15 protein-coding genes are annotated in these 16,701 nt (G+C 60.4%); 4 read left to right on the top strand and 11 right to left on the bottom strand.

Annotated features, from left to right (window positions below):
* Positions 1-9: 9 nt before the first annotated feature.
* The 5 genes from OVA07_RS02135 to OVA07_RS02155 form a co-directional block, all read right to left on the bottom strand.
* On the bottom strand, positions 10-1,437 hold the full coding sequence (locus OVA07_RS02135) for a CsgG/HfaB family protein (RefSeq protein ID WP_268169824.1): 1,428 nt from the start codon (positions 1,435-1,437) through the stop codon (positions 10-12).
* 9 nt (positions 1,438-1,446) lie between these two features.
* Positions 1,447-2,010, bottom strand: coding sequence for a hypothetical protein (locus OVA07_RS02140; protein ID WP_268169825.1), 564 nt, complete (start codon positions 2,008-2,010; stop codon positions 1,447-1,449).
* Between the two features lie 405 nt (positions 2,011-2,415).
* Positions 2,416-2,766, bottom strand: coding sequence for a hypothetical protein (locus tag OVA07_RS02145; protein WP_268169826.1), 351 nt, complete (start codon positions 2,764-2,766; stop codon positions 2,416-2,418).
* Positions 2,767-3,026: 260 nt separating this feature from the next.
* A complete protein-coding gene (locus tag OVA07_RS02150; RefSeq protein ID WP_268169827.1) occupies positions 3,027-3,269 on the bottom strand; it encodes a hypothetical protein in 243 nt (80 codons plus the stop codon).
* 69 nt (positions 3,270-3,338) lie between these two features.
* Positions 3,339-3,968 (bottom strand): hypothetical protein, encoded by a 630-nt coding sequence (locus OVA07_RS02155; protein WP_268169828.1) that lies wholly within the window; start codon positions 3,966-3,968, stop codon positions 3,339-3,341.
* Positions 3,969-4,377: 409 nt separating this feature from the next.
* On the opposite strand from OVA07_RS02155, the gene OVA07_RS02160 reads away from it, so the two are divergent.
* A complete protein-coding gene (locus OVA07_RS02160; RefSeq protein WP_268169829.1) occupies positions 4,378-6,171 on the top strand; it encodes a beta strand repeat-containing protein in 1,794 nt (597 codons plus the stop codon).
* 145 nt (positions 6,172-6,316) lie between these two features.
* Positions 6,317-6,910: a response regulator transcription factor gene (locus OVA07_RS02165; protein WP_268169830.1), complete on the top strand. Its 594-nt coding sequence runs from the start codon at positions 6,317-6,319 to the stop codon at positions 6,908-6,910.
* Between the two features lie 45 nt (positions 6,911-6,955).
* On the opposite strand, the gene OVA07_RS02170 is transcribed toward OVA07_RS02165, so the two are convergent.
* On the bottom strand, positions 6,956-8,575 hold the full coding sequence (locus tag OVA07_RS02170) for a M28 family metallopeptidase (RefSeq protein ID WP_268169831.1): 1,620 nt from the start codon (positions 8,573-8,575) through the stop codon (positions 6,956-6,958).
* 196 nt (positions 8,576-8,771) lie between these two features.
* Here OVA07_RS02170 and OVA07_RS02175 point away from each other — a divergent pair, with 196 nt between their 5' ends.
* Positions 8,772-11,633, top strand: a complete 2,862-nt coding sequence (locus OVA07_RS02175; RefSeq protein WP_268169832.1) for a M16 family metallopeptidase — start codon at positions 8,772-8,774, stop codon at positions 11,631-11,633.
* 80 nt (positions 11,634-11,713) lie between these two features.
* Positions 11,714-12,010 (top strand): hypothetical protein, encoded by a 297-nt coding sequence (locus OVA07_RS02180; RefSeq protein WP_268169833.1) that lies wholly within the window; start codon positions 11,714-11,716, stop codon positions 12,008-12,010.
* 79 nt (positions 12,011-12,089) lie between these two features.
* Here OVA07_RS02180 and gatB read toward each other — a convergent pair whose 3' ends face one another.
* From gatB to rpsU, 5 genes are all read right to left on the bottom strand, one after another.
* The gene (gatB, locus tag OVA07_RS02185; RefSeq protein WP_268169834.1) at positions 12,090-13,583 is read right to left on the bottom strand and encodes an Asp-tRNA(Asn)/Glu-tRNA(Gln) amidotransferase subunit GatB; all 1,494 of its coding nucleotides are present in this window, start codon (positions 13,581-13,583) and stop codon (positions 12,090-12,092) included.
* A 2-nt stretch (positions 13,584-13,585) separates the two neighbouring features.
* Positions 13,586-15,070, bottom strand: coding sequence for an Asp-tRNA(Asn)/Glu-tRNA(Gln) amidotransferase subunit GatA (gene gatA, locus OVA07_RS02190; protein ID WP_268169835.1), 1,485 nt, complete (start codon positions 15,068-15,070; stop codon positions 13,586-13,588).
* Between the two features lie 67 nt (positions 15,071-15,137).
* Complete coding sequence (gene gatC, locus OVA07_RS02195; RefSeq protein WP_268169836.1) at positions 15,138-15,440, bottom strand: Asp-tRNA(Asn)/Glu-tRNA(Gln) amidotransferase subunit GatC; 303 nt, start codon at positions 15,438-15,440, stop codon at positions 15,138-15,140.
* Positions 15,441-15,542: 102 nt separating this feature from the next.
* Positions 15,543-16,133 (bottom strand): FKBP-type peptidyl-prolyl cis-trans isomerase, encoded by a 591-nt coding sequence (locus OVA07_RS02200; protein WP_268169837.1) that lies wholly within the window; start codon positions 16,131-16,133, stop codon positions 15,543-15,545.
* 160 nt (positions 16,134-16,293) lie between these two features.
* Positions 16,294-16,500: a 30S ribosomal protein S21 gene (rpsU, locus tag OVA07_RS02205; protein WP_011446475.1), complete on the bottom strand. Its 207-nt coding sequence runs from the start codon at positions 16,498-16,500 to the stop codon at positions 16,294-16,296.
* Between the last annotated feature and the right edge of the window lie 201 nt (positions 16,501-16,701).

Genomic DNA, 16,701 nt, shown 5'->3' on the forward strand with positions numbered 1-16,701 from the left:
ATTACGACCCTACTTCTTGCGCACCATCAGGCGGGCAATCTCTTGTCTTCCCGGTCCGTCGGGATGAATGGATGTGTCGGCCTTGTCGGGGCGCCAGGTGACGGTGACCGCCCCTGCAGCAATGCCGCGGTTCGACAGCGACGCGATGATGATGGCGAGGCGTTGATCGAGCAGCGCGTCCCGCTTTCCGGCATCGAAGTTTTCCGTGTCGCGCGCGACGATCATCACTTCGACCGGCCCCTTGGCCGCCATCTGCGCGATCTGATCGAGCAGCGATTGCGCGGCACCGCCGATGGACACATCGCCAAATTCGAACGGCACGATCACCAGATCGCTGCTGTTGGATGCGCCCTTGGCCTCGACCGAATTGAGCGCGCTGCCCACAGGAGCGGCAGGCGCGGCGACCGGGGCTGGGGGCGGAGGCGGCACGGCAGAGGCGGCGGCGATCTGCTCTTCCGCTGCACTTGCCGATGCAGGCGACGGGGCCGCATGGCCGAAAGCAGGCACCGGCAGCGCGCGGGCGGCGCGGATCTCGTCCGACGTCTTTTCGGGCACGCGGCCATCATATTGGGCAAGGCATTCGCCCGGATCGACGCCGTTGACCGCAGCCACCAGCTTGATCGTGGCTTCTTCAAGCGCGGTGCGGATGCCGAGCTGGAGCGGTTCCTGCCCCTTGGAGCCGACGTTGATATCGACCAGCGTTGTGCCAAAGAAACGGAACAGGCCCGCGCCGACTTCATAGCCGCTGAACTGCTTGGACAGGCTGACGGTCTTGACCACCACCAGCGTTTTGGAATCCACGATACGCAGATCGAGCGCGACGCTGGTGGTGAAGGTGCGTGCCTTGGGACCGATGTTGTCGATCTGGAACTGCGCACCGCCCGACTGGATATTGTAGTTAACTTCGGTGATGCCGCCGACGATGAAGTAATCGGACTTGGTGATGGTGCCGCCGAAATAGGGCAGCCATGGCACCGGCTGGCCGTTGACCGCGTGGACCTGTCCATCGCCAAGCTGGCGGCGGTCGGTATAGCCCAGTTCGCGTTCGGCCACGGTGGGATCGAAGCGTTCGGCAATCAGGATCGGCCCACCGATCTTGCCCAGCGCCGAATAGACCATGAGCGAACCGCCCTGAGTAACGGCGCTGCCTTCGTTGATCGAATACTTCGAAGTGTAATCCTTGACGTCACCCACCGCGATAACCTTGGTGCCGACGCGTTGCTGGACCAGCCTGTCACCAAAGCAGGCCATCACGCCTTCAAGCGGAGTGCGGTTGTCTCGCACGGGCGACCCCATCGGCGTGGCGACTTCACCGCGACCGAGCTTTTGCGCGTTGAGGGCGGGCTTAAGCGCCACGCACCCACCGAGCATAGAGACAATAACGGCTGCGGTCGAAACTTTGCCGATTCGGGCGATGTTCTTGAATTTCAGCATCATCTATCGCCCTCAGTTCAGCAGGCCAAATTGGCACGAGGTCGAGCCATTGACGGTTGAGGTCTGGTCACCAGAGTTGTTCTGGTCCGTATTCAGAACCTGATTGGCATCGACATTGGCGTGTGCATCGACATCACCATTGGCGTGCGAAATGATCTTTCCGGTATTGTTCTGATCGGTGGTCGAACCGTTGGTCGCCGATGTCATCCCGGCAAGCTGATCGGTGGAAGAGGTATTGCCCACCGACGATGCAGAAGTGCCGCTCAACCCTTGCGACGCACCGCTGGCCGAGCTGCTGGAGCTGTTGCCGGTGGAGGTTGCACTGACCGCGCAGTTATACTGCTTGTCGATGTTTGTGGTGTAAACCGGAGGAGCGTAATTGTAATATCCGCCAATCTTCTGCTGGCGCAGATTTTCAAGATAGGCACGATTTACTTTGTCCTGAGTCGTTTCGAACTGCCAGGCAAGATTTTCGCTGACACCATTGGCATGGACGGCAGGGACATTCACAAGTGAAAAGGCAATCGCGGCCCCACCCAACGCCGCCTTACTCACTGAGAACAGAACATTAGGCATAACCACCCCTTACAATACTTTTCAGAATGACGAAATAATTCGCCAATCCGACAATCAAGTTCAGGGTAAACAAGCGATTTACCAAAAAAACTATTGTTTATATATTTAAAATATTCTTCATAATTTCTGTGCTTATATTTCATGTCGATTTTTTATGGGTATTTCTGATGGATACCTGCAGGTGCTGATGGAAGGTGTGGCGACAGGATCAGGCGCAGCACATTCCCATCTTGCGGGCGACGAGCACGCACAAACGCCCCCTGTGCGCTGGCAAGGGGGCGGCCTGAATCGGATTGCGATTACTTGATAAAATAGCACCGCAATCGATTTCAAAATCACGGTAGTTGACAGCTTAGTTAAACGGTAAAAATGCGCTGTATCGGCAAGATCCGCCTACACCCACGATCAGGCAGCGACGTTTGCCACCACGCCATTTTCAATCCGGCTGCGCACAGCCATCAGTATGGAATTGCCCTCAGGATCGGTTGTGAAGATCATGTCGAACTCGGCACGAATTTCCGGCGCAAGATCATAGACCCGCACGCGACGATCATCATCGGTACTTAAGGCTAATATAATATTAGAACTTTTCAATCTACGGAGTATGATCTGGAAGTTAGCGATGGATGTTTTGGTCCTGACAGCAAGATCACGGGATTTTGTCGGACCATTGAAATACAACCACGAGAGCAACTCAAACTCCCCGGTAATAAGCCTTAACCTTAACTTAGATTCAAGTTCCAAGATATTCTTCATCTATCCCCCCCCGGGTTGGTCGGCAATTATATTCCCTTAAAATGGCACTTATTAGCAATTATCATTTTTGCCTATATATTTTAGTTAAATAGGCATAAACCTTGATTCAGATTTCGGATCAGGGACCGATGGGCTGTATTGACCGCAAAAGGACAGAGGCAAGACTCGACACGGCGAGCCGTGCAGCCAGGTTCAGAAAGGAGAGGGGCTGCCTCGGCCGCCAGCCCTGCAAAGCGCGAAAACCCCTTGGCGGGGCGGTGTCAGACCGTAATCTGGCCGACCGTAATCTGGCGCTGCTCAAGATCAGAAGGGGCTGGCATTTCGGGGGTGTCGGCCAGCATGGCGGCGGCACTGCGCGCATCGGTGTCTTGCTTCCAGATCTGATGTTCCGGTTCAAAATCGCGGTCGTTTTTGGCGAGCTTTTCAAGCATTTTGCCGACAGGAATGGCAGGGACGCTGGCAATGACCAGCCAGATTCCCAGAAATGTTGCGATATAAGCCATAATGCTTTTCCCAACGATTCGATATTTAGCCAAAACTTTCCGAATTATAATTTTTTATTTCACCGCTATTTATCTTCCCGTCATGCGCGCAGCGGCTTCGGTGCGCAGGCGGTCGGCTTCGAGTTCACGATCATCGATGGCACCGTCCTTGTTGCCGTCCAGCCGATCAAAATTGGTCGACATTTTCACGATCCATTCGCTTTTCGACAGACGGCCATCACGGTTGGAATCAAGCGTATCGAGATAGGGCTTCTGATCTTTTGGAGGCTGCGGGCGCGCCATCTTCATGAATTCAGGCCCAGACAACGATCCGTTGCGATCCGCGTCGAGATCGACAAACAGGCGTTGATAGGTGGTAACGATGCGCTGGTTTTCGCCCCGTGCCTGATGATCGGCCAGCTCCTGAAGACTGACTGAACCATCGGCATTCGCGTCCATCGCGGTAAATTCCGCCCCGCGATCGCGCAGGTAATCATCCAGACGCAGAACCGGCTGAAGCGGCGACTTTGCGGCCGGTGCGCCAGCCTTGGCAACCGCACTCTTGGTTGCAGGTGCCTTTGGCGCAGCAGGCTGGACGGACGACGCAGGTTTGCGCGCGGGCGCCGTCTGCGCAGCCGCCGGCGACGACACCGCAGCAACTAGCGCAACGGCAGCCACACCAAGACGCAAATGGCGAAGATATATAGAAAAAGACCACATGATACTTGCCAATCGCCTGCCTGATTTGCGCCGCTTCTGTTGCGCAGTTGCCCGATGCGCGGCGGAAATGGGGCATGCAGAAATCGCGGCAGCGACCAGAGCCTTGTCATAGATCTGCATGCCCCATGGGCAAACCCACCGGGGAAGTGGGTTTCCCGCAAGACGTTTAGGTAGAATTGGGGTTCGACCATCCTGCAGGAGCGGCGATTTAGCCAGCGTCCTGCAAACGCTTTAAGTCCGAATTTTATGAATTTGGACTAGCTATTATTTTTAGATGCTTTTGTAGCATTCTTTTTGAATTTATACATTCATCATCCATCTTTTACTTATATAGTTAAATGTTTTCTATTTCATACGAAAAGTGAATTAGCTCCATCGGCAGTTGACTTGCTTAACAGGGAGCCAATACATGAAGCTTAAGTATTTGATTTCCACTTCCACGGCTGTTCTTGGCCTGATTGTAAGTGGTAGCGCAGTGGCACAGCAGGCCACTTCCGGCACGTTCGCAACCTCGATTCCGAATGCTCCGCCGCCCACCGTGGATGCCGAATCGTTCACTGGTGGCATTGTTGGCCCCAGCAGCAACGCATTCAACATCGTGCAGATCAACGCAAACCAGTCGACCTATCAGACGTCGAACTTCCAAACCGGCGTTGCAGACTACAACGAAAACGGCTCGGTCCGTTCGACCGCTTCGATTTACAACCCGATCACCGACACCAACATCGGTGGCAACTTCGACAGCAACGTCGGCGAATCGTTTGGCTCGGCAACGCAGAACCATGCCGTTGCAGCGAACGGCGGCGTCACGGTGAAGACCACGACGTCGTATCTGGCCACCGATTCGGCCGGTAACGGCGCAATTTCCGGCGCGACGGTGACCACTACCGAAACCGGCGTGCAGCGCGATTATGCCTTGACCGGTTCGGGCACCACCACCGTCAGCGACATCAATGTCGGCGGCGTCGCCAGCGCTGTATCCTATAACTACGATGCTGAAGCCAACAATTACGGGATTGAGCAAGCTTTCGCGGCCTATTCGACGACCGGATTTAATGCGGAAACGCAGACCGCCTCCGTCGAACAGAACGTGACGAGCATCGGCACCAGCGGTTCCAGCTACACCACGTATGCAGGCACGGCTTCTTATGCCGTCACCCCGGTTCTGGACGAAAATGGCAATGTCGTGCTGGACAGCAACGGTCTGCCGCTCACCACCGGTGGCGTTTCGGTTGCCTTCAACGAAACCCCGACAAACCAGACTCTGGTGACGTCGGCAGGCGTAACCACCACCGGTTCGCTTCAGGCAGGCAACGTGTCCATCAGCGGCAACACCGTTTCAACGGGCGGCAACGGCAATCTGGTTCTGCATGGCGGCACCAATTCGACCGAAGTGACGCTGGGCGATGCAGGCTTTGCCGTGACCAGCGCGCGTTTTGCGCGGGACGAAGACGGCAACGTCATCGTGGATGAAGACGGCAACCCGACCTATGCCAGCACGTTGACGCCGACCCTGACGGTCAGCAACGAAGGCGCAGTGACGGTTTACGGGCAGATCGGTGGCGTTGTTGCCGGCACCGAAGCTGACCACGCGGTCAACCTTGGCCAGATGAACGCTGCGGATGCCGTGCTGAGCGGCCAGATCGCACAGGAAGTGCTCGACCGCACTGCTGGCGATGCGGCCACGCTGGCTTCGGCCAACAGCTTCACCACCACGAGCGTTGCGGCAGAAGCCAGCGCGCGCGTGGCTGGGGATGCAGCAACGCTCAGCTCGGCAAAGTCCTATGCCGATGCAGGCGATGCGACGACGCTGGCTTCGGCGAAGAGCTTCACTACCAGCGCAGTGGCTTCGGAAGCTGCGCTGCGCACCGCTGGCGATGCCGCGACGCTGGCTTCGGCCAAGTCGTACACCGACAACGCTGTGGGCGCTGAACGCAACGCCCGCATGGCTGCGGATAACGTGCTGCGCGACCAGATCGCCAGCTCGACCGCCACGGCGATCGCGCTGGGTGGTGCAACCATCCTGCCGGACAGCAACTTCACCCTGTCGGGCAACGTGGGCTTCTATGAGGGCGCTTCGGCCCTGGCGGTTAACGCCGCAGCCCGCGTGAGCGAATCGGCCTACATCACCGGCGCGTTCGGTGGTGGGCTGAACAAGAACGGTCAGGTCGGCGGTCGCGTCGGCGTGGTCTTCGGCTTCTGATCGAAGTTGGGAGGGGATGGAGGAGACTGCGTGTCTCCTCCTGAATCGGGGCCACTCTCCAGCGCATGGGGGGTGGCCTTCCTTCTGAAAGGCCCCCGTTTTTCACAATACATCACTGACCAATAAGACAATTTTGGAGGCTGGCATGACCATGATTCATATCGTCGAGCAGGACAGCTCGTCAGCCGATGAAATTTCCAAGAAATTCCAGCGTATTGGCATGACCGCCAAGATCTATAGCGATTCCACCGAAATCTTCCGCGAGATCCCGTCCGATGGGCCGGTATTGATCCGCCATGATTTTTCGGCCCGCAGCGTGGAGGCGATGTGCGCCGAACTTGATGCGGCGGGGATCGGGCTGGACGTGATCGCCTATGCCCACAATCCCAGTGTCGATGCCGTGGTTTCGGCCATGAAGGCAGGCGCTTCGGATTATATCAGCGCGCCGCTGACGTTGAAAAAGCTGAAGAAGGTCGCCAAACACGCCGATGCCATCGGCAATGCCAACACGCCGCGACAGGACCGCGCCAGCGCCAGAGCGCGGCTGAACCAGTTGACCGAGCGCGAACGCGACGTGGTGCGGTTGTTGACCAAGGGATATCGCAACCGTGAGATCGGCGAGGTGCTGGGCATCAGCCACCGGACAGTAGACGTACACCGCACCAATCTTATGCGCCGCCTGGGCACGACGCGGCTGGCCGAACTGGTGGAACTGCGCATCAAGGCGGGCGATATCTGAGCAGGCGGTAAACCGGCGGCGCCATTGCCGCCGGTCTTCGCAATTTCACTTTACCGGCGCGGGAGCCTTGGGCGCGTCAGGGGCAAATTCCCTGCCAAAGAAGCTGTTCGCATACCAGCGGGGGCGCTGGTCGGCGTTGGCGAGGCTTTGCACGGTGTAGTAATTCACTTTGGCGAACAGCGCGCCCGCATCCCAGTTGAAAGGCAGTTTCATGTCGTCGCTGGGCTGGTGGTAGTTGGTTTTCAGGAAATCGCGGAAGGCCTTTTCGCCGGGGCCGGCAAATCCGGTCATCATGAACACGGCGGGGACGCCCTGCTGCACGAAGCGGTAATGGTCTGACCGGGTGAACAGCCCTTCTTCGGGCATAGGATCGGGCGAGAGGGTGATGCCCGCCTTCTTTGCCGCTTCGGCCACGACCGGACCCATAGTGGAATTTTCCGCGCCGAAGGCCACGACATCGCTGAACATATAGGTCAGGATCGGCATGTCGAAGTTGACCAGCGCCACGACGTCGCCCTTAGTCACCGGATTGCGGGCGAGGTAGTCGGAGCCGATCAGGCCGCCTTCTTCGCCGGTGAGCGCGGCGAACAGGACCGAGCGGCGTGGCTTGTCCCTGGCCACGGCCTTGGCAACTTCGAGCATGGTGGCGACGCCCGATGCATTGTCCATCGCGCCGTTGTGCAGTGTGTCTTCGCCTTTGCCGTGAATACCGATGTGGTCGAGATGCGCGGTCATGCCGACATATTCGCTGGCAAGCCGGGCATCGCTGCCGGGCAGCATGGCGACGACGTTTTCGCTGATGACGTCCTTCCACGCGCTGTTCATGGCGATGGATGCCTTGGCTTTCAGATCAAAGCCCTTGGGGCGGCCGCCGGTCTTGTTGGCCTGTGCCAGCACTTTTGCCAGTGGCTTGCCCGCGGCGGCGAACAGCGGCGCGGCGACATCGGGGTTGAGCGTGACCGAGGCCTTGATGGCGGGCGCACGGCTGAAGGCCTTGCCATCGGTGCCGACCCAGCCTTTGGCCGGACCATCGGCCATGGCCACGCGCTTGTCCCACGGGCGGCGGGCGGTGTCTTCTATGGTAGGCACGGTGATGACGGCAATCGCGCCGCGCTTCATCGCCATGACGGCCTTGTCGGAATTGAGATGCGCGCCAAGTTCGCTGGGCGTGCCTTTGGGGAAGCCGGACAGGACGACGACGATCTTGCCCGTTACGTCCAGCCCCTTGTAATCGTCAAAGCCAAGGTCGGGGCGATCAAACCCGAAACCTGCGAAGACCAGCGGGGCGCTGGCGGAGACGGCCTTGTCGGTCAGGCTGGGGCGCAGCAGGACTTGCGCGGTATCGGCCAGCGCAATGCCCTTGCCGCCATAGCTGAGAGTGAGGCTGGGCGTGCCTTCAAGCCGGGCTTCGCGCACGGTCAGCTTCTGGAAGAACGAGCCGTCGGGTGCGGCAGGCTTCAGCCCCATGGCGATGAATTGCGAGGCGACATAGTTGGCGGCGATGTCATAACCGCGCGTGCCGGTGTCGCGCCCTTCGAGCAGGTCATCGGCCAGGAAGGTGACGTGGGCGCGGACGGCCTGCGGATCGAACACCAGGTCTTGGGCGAGCGCCGGGACGGCAGTGGTGGCAAGCAGGGCGGCAATCAGGAGCGACTTGACGTTCATCGTTCTCTCTATGTCGTTTGTCGAAATGGATGAAAGGGGCGGCGGGGCAATTACCCCTCCCCCTTGCATGCGCGCGAGGATGCGCACTAGAAAGTTGCAATGCAAACCATTTTGCCCCTGTTCAGGCAGGGGAGCGTCTGGAACAACGGCTTATCTGGCGGTCTTTGATGACCGTAGCCCAATTCACAGGAATTTCATGCAGCGTCATCTTTCCGCAAGCCTGCTTTGCCTCAGCCTCGCCACCACTGCCCTTACCGCCCCGGCCTTTGCGCAAGAGGCCAAGCCCGCGCCGCTCAGCGATCTGGTGGCCAAGGTGAACATTCCCTATGAAAGCTTCAAGCTGGACAACGGGCTGACCGTGCTGGTCCATACCGACCGCAAGGCCCCGGTGGTGGCGCTTTCGGTGTGGTATGGTGTGGGATCGAAGAACGAACCCAAGGGCAAGACCGGCTTTGCCCACCTGTTCGAACACCTGATGTTCAACGGCACCGAAAACGTGCCGGGCGATTTCTTCCAGCCGCTGCAACAGGTGGGTGCGACCGACCTGAACGGCACGACATGGTTTGACCGCACCAATTATTATGAAACAGTGCCCACCGGCGCGCTCGACATGACGCTGATGATGGAAAGCGACCGCATGGGCCACCTGCTGGGCGCGGTGACGCAAGAGGTGCTGGATAACCAGCGCGGCGTTGTGCAGAACGAAAAGCGGCAGGGCGACAACCAGCCATACGGGCTGGTGGAATACGAGCAGCTTGAGAACCTTTATCCTTCGGGCCACCCCTATCACCATTCGACCATCGGTTCGATGGCGGACCTGGATTCGGCCAGTCTGGATGACGTGAAGGGCTGGTTCAACGACCATTACGCCCCCAACAACGCAATCCTTGTGCTGGCAGGCGATGTGGATGTGGCGACCGCAAAGGCCAAGGTTGCCAAGTGGTTTGGCGATATCAAGTCCGGCCCGGCGGTAAAGCCGGTCAGCGCGCCGGTGCCCACCCTGCCCGCGCCGCTGGCCAAGACGATCAAGGACCAGGTGGCGACCACGCGCATCTATCGCATGTGGGCGATTCCGGGGCTGGACAATGCTGATTACCTGCCTCTGGACCTTGCCGCATCGGTGCTGGGCGGGCTGGCATCGTCGCGGCTGGACGATGCGCTGGTGCGCCAGCAGAAGGTGGCGGTGGGGGTTTCGGCCAGTGCCGAAATCTTTGCACAGGCGGGCCAGTTTGTGGTTCAGGCCGATGTGACGCCGGGACAGGACGTGACCAAGGCCGCCGCAGCGCTGGATGCTGAAATCGCGCGCTTCGTGAAGGAAGGGCCAAGCGCGGACGAACTGCTGCGCGCGGCCACGACGGCAACGGCAGGCGAAATTCGCGGGCTGGAACGCACCGGCGGCGGCAATGGCAAAGCTCCGACGCTGGCCGAAGGGCTGCTGTATAACGGCGATCCGCAGCACTATGCCAAGGAACTGAAGCGCATTGCCGCGATGCAGCCCGCACAAGTGCAGGCCGCGATGGCCAAATGGCTGAAGCGGCCCGCATTTTCGCTGACGGTAGAGCCGGGCGAACGCACCGAAGGCGGCGAAGCGCGTGCAGGATTCTACACCAGTGAGGCGACCGGTAGCCACCCCGCCTATTTCCGCGATCCCGACATGGCGGCCAAAGGCGCGCCGGTTTCGAGCACGGGGCCTGCGGACCGGTCAAAGCTGCCCGCCGTGGGTGAACTGGCCCCGCTGGACTTCCCGACGATTGAACGGGCGACGCTGAAGAACGGCATTCCGGTCTATTTCGCCAAGCGCACGGCGGTGCCGACTGTATCGGTGCGGGTGAGCTTTGACGCGGGCTATGCCGCCGATCCCAAAAGCGCGCTGGGCACCGAATCGCTGCTGCTAAGCCTGATGAACGAAGGCACCGACAAGCTGGATTCATCGGCGCTGGCGCGGGAACGCGAACGGCTGGGAGCGACCATCAGCCTTTCGGCCAATAGCGACACGACATCGTTTCAGGTGAATGCACTGTCGCCCAATCTGGCGCCGTCGCTGGGCCTGCTGGCCGATGTGGTGCGCAGGCCGGCGCTGAACCCGGCCGAGCTTGAGCGCGTGCGCGTGCAGCAGCTTGCCGGGATTGCCGCCGAAATGAAGAACCCGCAGGCGCTGGCAACGCGCGTGCTGGTGCCGACGATCTATGGCAGCCACCCCTATGCCTTCCCGTCGAGCGGATCGGGCGATCCCGAAGTGGTGAAGACGCTGACCCGCGATGATCTGATGGCGTTTCACGGGCGCTGGTTCCGCCCGGACACGGCCAAGATCTTTGTGGTGGGCGACACCACGCTGGATGCGGTCGTCACCATGCTGGACGCATCGTTCGGCGATTGGAAAGCCAACCGCATGGCCCGCCCGGTGAAGGATTTTTCGGCTGCCGTAGCCCCGTCGAAAGCACGGATCATTCTGGTCAACCGCCCCGGATCGCCGCAGTCGATGATCATGGCGGGCAAAGTTCTGGACGCCAAAGGCACCGACGATCTGGTGCAGTTGAACACCGCGAACGACATTCTGGGCGGCAACTTCCTGGGCCGGATCAACATGAACCTGCGCGAGGCCAAGGGCTGGACCTATGGCACGTTCAACGGGGTGAGCGAGCCGCTGGACCGCATCAGCTTCCGCGTAATCGCCCCGGTGCAGACCGACCGTACCGGCGATGCCATTGCCGAAATCAAGCGCGAGATCGACAGCTTCGTCACCGACAAGGGCGTGACAGCGGACGAACTCGACTGGTCGACCAAGGGCAGCGCGCGCGAACTGCCGGGCATGTTCGAAACCAGCGGCGCGGTGCTGGACGGCATGGCCAAAGTGGTGACCTATGGCCGCCCGGACGACTGGTTTGAAACGCTGGCAGGCCGTTATGGCAAGATGACCGCCGCCGAAGCCGACAAGGCGTTCCGCGCCAAGATTTCGACCGACGGCATGGTGTGGGTCGTGGTGGGCGATGCCGCCAAGGTTAAGCCGCAACTTGAAAAGCTGGGCCTGCCTATCGAGGAGATGGCCGCACCGAAGTGACGAAGGTTGATGGTTGCCCGTCTTGCTATTGACACTTTTGTAGATAGACTGCGGGCAACGACACCAGTGGGAGAGACACCATGTCCGTTGCCGGCACTTACAATTGCGTCACGAAAACCCCGATGGGGGATCAGACCAGCACGTTCACCGTCAATCCTGATGGCGACAGCTTTACCGGAAGCAACGCCGGGCAGATGGGTTCGATGGAGGTCGAAAACGGCAAGGTCGAGGGCAACACCCTGATCTGGCAGATGAAGATGACCGTGCCCATGCCGATGACGCTGGACTGCAAGGCCAGTATCGACGGTGATACGCTGACCGGCACGGTGACGGCAGGCATGTTTGGCACGTTTCCGATGGAGGGGACGCGGGCCTGAAGCGCAGCCTGTCAGGCTGAAACGAAAAAGGGGAAGGCTTTGCGGCCCTCCCCTTTTTTGTTTCCGGGCAAGCTGACGATCAGGCCAGCTTTTTCTTCAGCAGTTCGTTGATCATCTGCGGATTGGCCTTGCCCTGCATGGCCTTCATCGTCTGGCCGACGAAGAAGCCGAACAGAGCCTCCTTGCCTGCGCGGTACTGTTCCACCTTGTCGGCATTGGCGGCAAGGATACCGTCGATGGCAGCTTCGATGGCGCCGGTGTCCGAGGTCTGCTTCAGGCCTTCACGTTCAACGATCACGCCTGCGGCATCGCCGGTTTCGAGCATCTTTTCCAGCACCTGCTTGGCGATGGAACCGCTGATCGTGCCATCGGCCACCAGCGCCAGCAGCTCTGCCCCGGCGGCAGGCGTGACCGGCGAGGTATCGAGGCCCTTGCCCAGCTTGTTCAGCGCGCCGAACAGTTCAGAGATCAGCCAGTTGGAGGCCTGCTTGGCCACATCGGCTTCGGCCTTGTTCGCCTTGGCAGCAGTTTGCGCCAGCAACAGTTCGAACCAGCGCGCGGTTTCGACATCTGCCGTCAGCACGCCCGCGTTATACGCCGAAAGGCCGAGCGCGGTTTCATAACGCGCGCGTTTGGCATCGGGCAGTTCGGGCAGACTGGCGCGGCATTCTTCAAGGAATGCGTCGTCCAGTTCGATGGGCAACAGGTCGGGATCGGGGAAGTAGCGGTAATCGTGCGCATCTTCCTTTGACCGCATCGAGCGGGTTTCGTTGCGATCAGGATCGTACAGGCGGGTTTCCTGAACGACCGTGCCGCCATCCTCGATCAGCGCGACCTGACGGCGCGCTTCCTGTTCGACCACAGCCATGACGAAGCGGACCGAGTTGACGTTCTTGGTTTCGGTGCGGGTGCCAAATTCATCGCCCGGCTTGCGGACCGAGACGTTGACGTCGGCGCGCATGGAACCCTGATCCATGTTGCCATCGCACGACCCGACATAGCGCAGGATCGTGCGCAGCTTCGACAGGTAAGCCCCGGCTTCGGCAGGTGAACGCATGTCCGGGCGGCTGACGATTTCCATCAGCGCCACGCCCGAACGGTTAAGGTCGACATAGGACATGGTGGGGTGCTGATCGTGCATCAGCTTGCCCGCATCCTGTTCCACATGGATACGCTCAACGCCGATGGTCTTGATGCTGTCGGGGTTCTTGTCGTCCAGCGCGATATCGATCTGCCCTTCGCCCACGATGGGGTGATAGAGCTGGCTGATCTGGTAGCCCTGCGGAAGATCGGCATAGAAGTAGTTCTTGCGGTCAAACCGCGACCACTTGTTGATCTGCGCATCGATGGCCATGCCGGTGCGCACCGCCTGACGGATGCATTCGCGGTTGGGCACGGGCAACATGCCGGGCATCGCCGCGTCAACAAGGCTTACCTGCGTGTTCGGCTCTGCCCCGAACGCGGTGGCGGCGCCCGAAAACAGCTTGGCGTTGGTGGTGATCTGCGCGTGGACTTCAAGGCCGATCACGACCTCCCATTCACCGGTTGCGCCCTGGATACGATAATCGGTCATGCTTACCACCACTTTGCCGGACGGGCTGTGAACTGGGCGCGCGCTTCGATGGCGAGGCCTGCATTAAGGACGGCTTGTTCGTCAAAGGCCTTGCCGATGATCTGAAGACCCAGCGGCAGGCCGTTGCGGTCTAGCCCGGCGGGGACCGACATGGCGGGGAGGCCGGCGAGGCTGGCGGGGACCGAGAACACGTCGTTCAGGTACATTTCCAGCGGATCGGCGCTCTTTTCACCCAGCGCGAAGGCCGAGGACGGCGCGGTGGGGGCGAGGATGACGTCGACCTGCTTGAAGGCTTCGGTGAAATCGCGGCTGATGAGCGCGCGGACCTTCTGCGCCTGCGTGTAATAGGCATCGTAGAAGCCTGCCGAGAGGACGTAAGTGCCGATCAGGATGCGGCGCTTGACCTCTGGCCCGAACCCTGCGGCGCGGGTGGCGGCATACATGTCCTGAAGACCAGCGCCCTGGGGAAGATCGCGCAGGCCATAGCGCACGCCATCGTAACGGGCGAGGTTGGACGAGGCTTCGGCAGGGGCGATGATGTAATAGGTGGGCAGCGCGTATTTGGTGTGCGGCAGGCTGATTTCGACGATTTCAGCGCCCGCATCCTTGAGCCATGCGATGCCATCGTCCCAGCTTTTCGCCACGTCGGCGTCCATGCCATCAAGGCGGTATTCGCGCGGGATGCCGACTTTCTTGCCGCGCATGTCGGCGTTGAGGCCTGCCGTCCATTCGGGCACGGGCAGGTTGAGGCTGGTCGAATCCTTGGGATCAAACCCGGCCATGGCTTCGAGCATGATCGCACAGTCGGTCACGTCGCGGGCCATCGGGCCTGCCTGATCGAGCGATGAGGCGAAAGCGACCACGCCCCAGCGCGAGCAGCGGCCATAAGTGGGCTTGATGCCCGAAATGCCGGTGAAGGCAGCGGGCTGGCGGATGGAGCCGCCGGTATCGGTGCCGGTGGCGGCAGGCGCGATGCGCGCAGCAACGGCTGACGAGGAACCGCCTGACGAACCACCGGGGGCAAGCGCGGCGGTGTCACCCGGCTTGCGCCACGGCGAGATCACGTTGCCGAAAGCGCTGGTTTCGTTGGAGGACCCCATGGCGAACTGGTCAAGGTTGAGCTTGCCCAGCATGCCTGCGCCCGCGTCCCACAGCTTCTGCGAGACGGTCGATTCGTATTCGGGCTTGAAGCCTTCGAGGATTTTCGACGCGGCGGTGGTCTGCACGCCCTGCGTGGCGAACAGGTCCTTCATGCCGATCGGCACGCCTGCAAGGCTGCCAAGCGGCTTTCCAGCGGCGCGGTCAGCATCCACTTTCGCGGCGGCTTCCAAAGCCTTTTCCGGGGTGGTGACGATGAAGGCGTTGAGCGCGGGCTGCGCTTCTGCAACCGCCGCGTTGAAGGCAGTGGCGACTTCGGTGGCGGTGAAAGTGCCATCGGCCACGCCGTTGCGGATGGCGGCAATGCCAAGGTCGGTAAGGTTGGTCATGTGTTCTTGCTTCCGGTGGGGAGGCCAGCATGCCGCCAATGGTACGGCACAAAACGAAAATCGGCGGTTATTCGATAACCTTGGGCACGCCGAAGAAGCCGTGTTCGGGCGCGGGCGCATTGGCCAGTACGGCGTCGCGCTTGTCACCGCCGGTCAGCGGATCTGCGTTCACCACGTCATCGCGCAGGCGTTGCACATTGGGGATCACGGCGGTCATCGGTTCGATGCCGGTCACGTCCACTTCACCAAGCTGTTCGACCCAGGCGAGGATGCCGTTCAGTTCGGGCACCATGGCTTCGAGCTCGGTTTCGCTGACCTTGATGCGGGCCAGCGAGGCGATCTTGGCCACCGTGGCGGTATCTACGGACATGGGCGGATACTCTTGCGGAAATAAAGGAAACGCCGCGCGCTACCAGAGCGCGCGGCGTGCTTCAAGCCGGGGCGGAGGGGGAGCCCCCCTGCCCGGCAAGTATCAGGGTTGCGGTGCGCTGCCCGGCGCGCCACCCGGAAGCGGCATACCGCCCGGAGCAGCCGCGCCCGGTGCGCCGCCATGGCCAGCACCGCCCTGCATCTGCTGCATCTGTTCCAGCATCATGCGCTGCTGTTCGAGTTCGGCAGCGCTCTTGTAATCGATCAGTTCGATTTCGAAGACCAGATCGCTGTTGGCCGGAATGACGACTTCGCCGGTCTGCGGGTTGCGCTTTTCTTCGGCGCCGTATGCCTTTTCCGACGGGATTTCGAGGACGTACTTGCCGCCCTTCTGCATCTTGCCCAGACCTTCGGAGAAGCCGGGAATGACGGTTTCGAGCGGCAGGACCGCGCGTTCACCGCGATCGAATTCCTTGCCGTTGGCAAGGCGACCGACATAGTTGATGAGCGCCACGTCGCTCTTGGTAGGGGACGCGCCGGTGCCGGCCTTTACCGTCTCGATCTCGACACCCTTATAGCGCGTGGCATAGGCGACGCCTGAACCCAGCACGACGGCGGCGATCACGCCCAACCAGATCTTCGAAATCGAGCCTTTGGCAATAGGCTGGAGCGGAACGCGGGTGATTTCCGACATGTCTTCCCCCTGAAAACGCGATTCAGGCGAATCGCGTTCGGATGATTCGATATGACCAAACGCCAAACACAAGAAAGGGCGCCGGTTTGCGGCGCCCTCCTTGGCCCAAGCGGGCTGAAACGGCAAGTAGCCAGATGGGGCGTTTTCAGCCCCGTCCGCCTTACTTCGCGCCGTCGCGCTCCTGACGCTTACGCTCAAGCTTGCGGGCGCGGCGCACGGCAGCAGCCTTTTCGCGAGCGCGCTTTTCCGAAGGCTTTTCGAAGTGGCGACGCAGCTTCATTTCGCGATACACACCTTCGCGCTGCAGCTTCTTCTTGAGAGCACGAAGAGCCTGGTCGACGTTGTTATCGCGAACGAGAATCTGCATAAACCGCTACACCTCAATCTATCGGTGAGAGCCCGCCAAGCATGCGGGGGTCACCTTAAAATCTGGAACCCGGAACGGGCGAATCTGAAAACACAAAACGGGCCGACTCCGAACAGGAGCGGCTCGAACGGGCGGGCCACTACCCAAATCCGGCGACGAAGGCAAGCAAAGTCGTGCAATTTGCAGGGCAAGCGTCTAAGG

Source organism: Novosphingobium sp. SL115, assembly GCF_026672515.1.
GTDB lineage: Bacteria > Pseudomonadota > Alphaproteobacteria > Sphingomonadales > Sphingomonadaceae > Novosphingobium.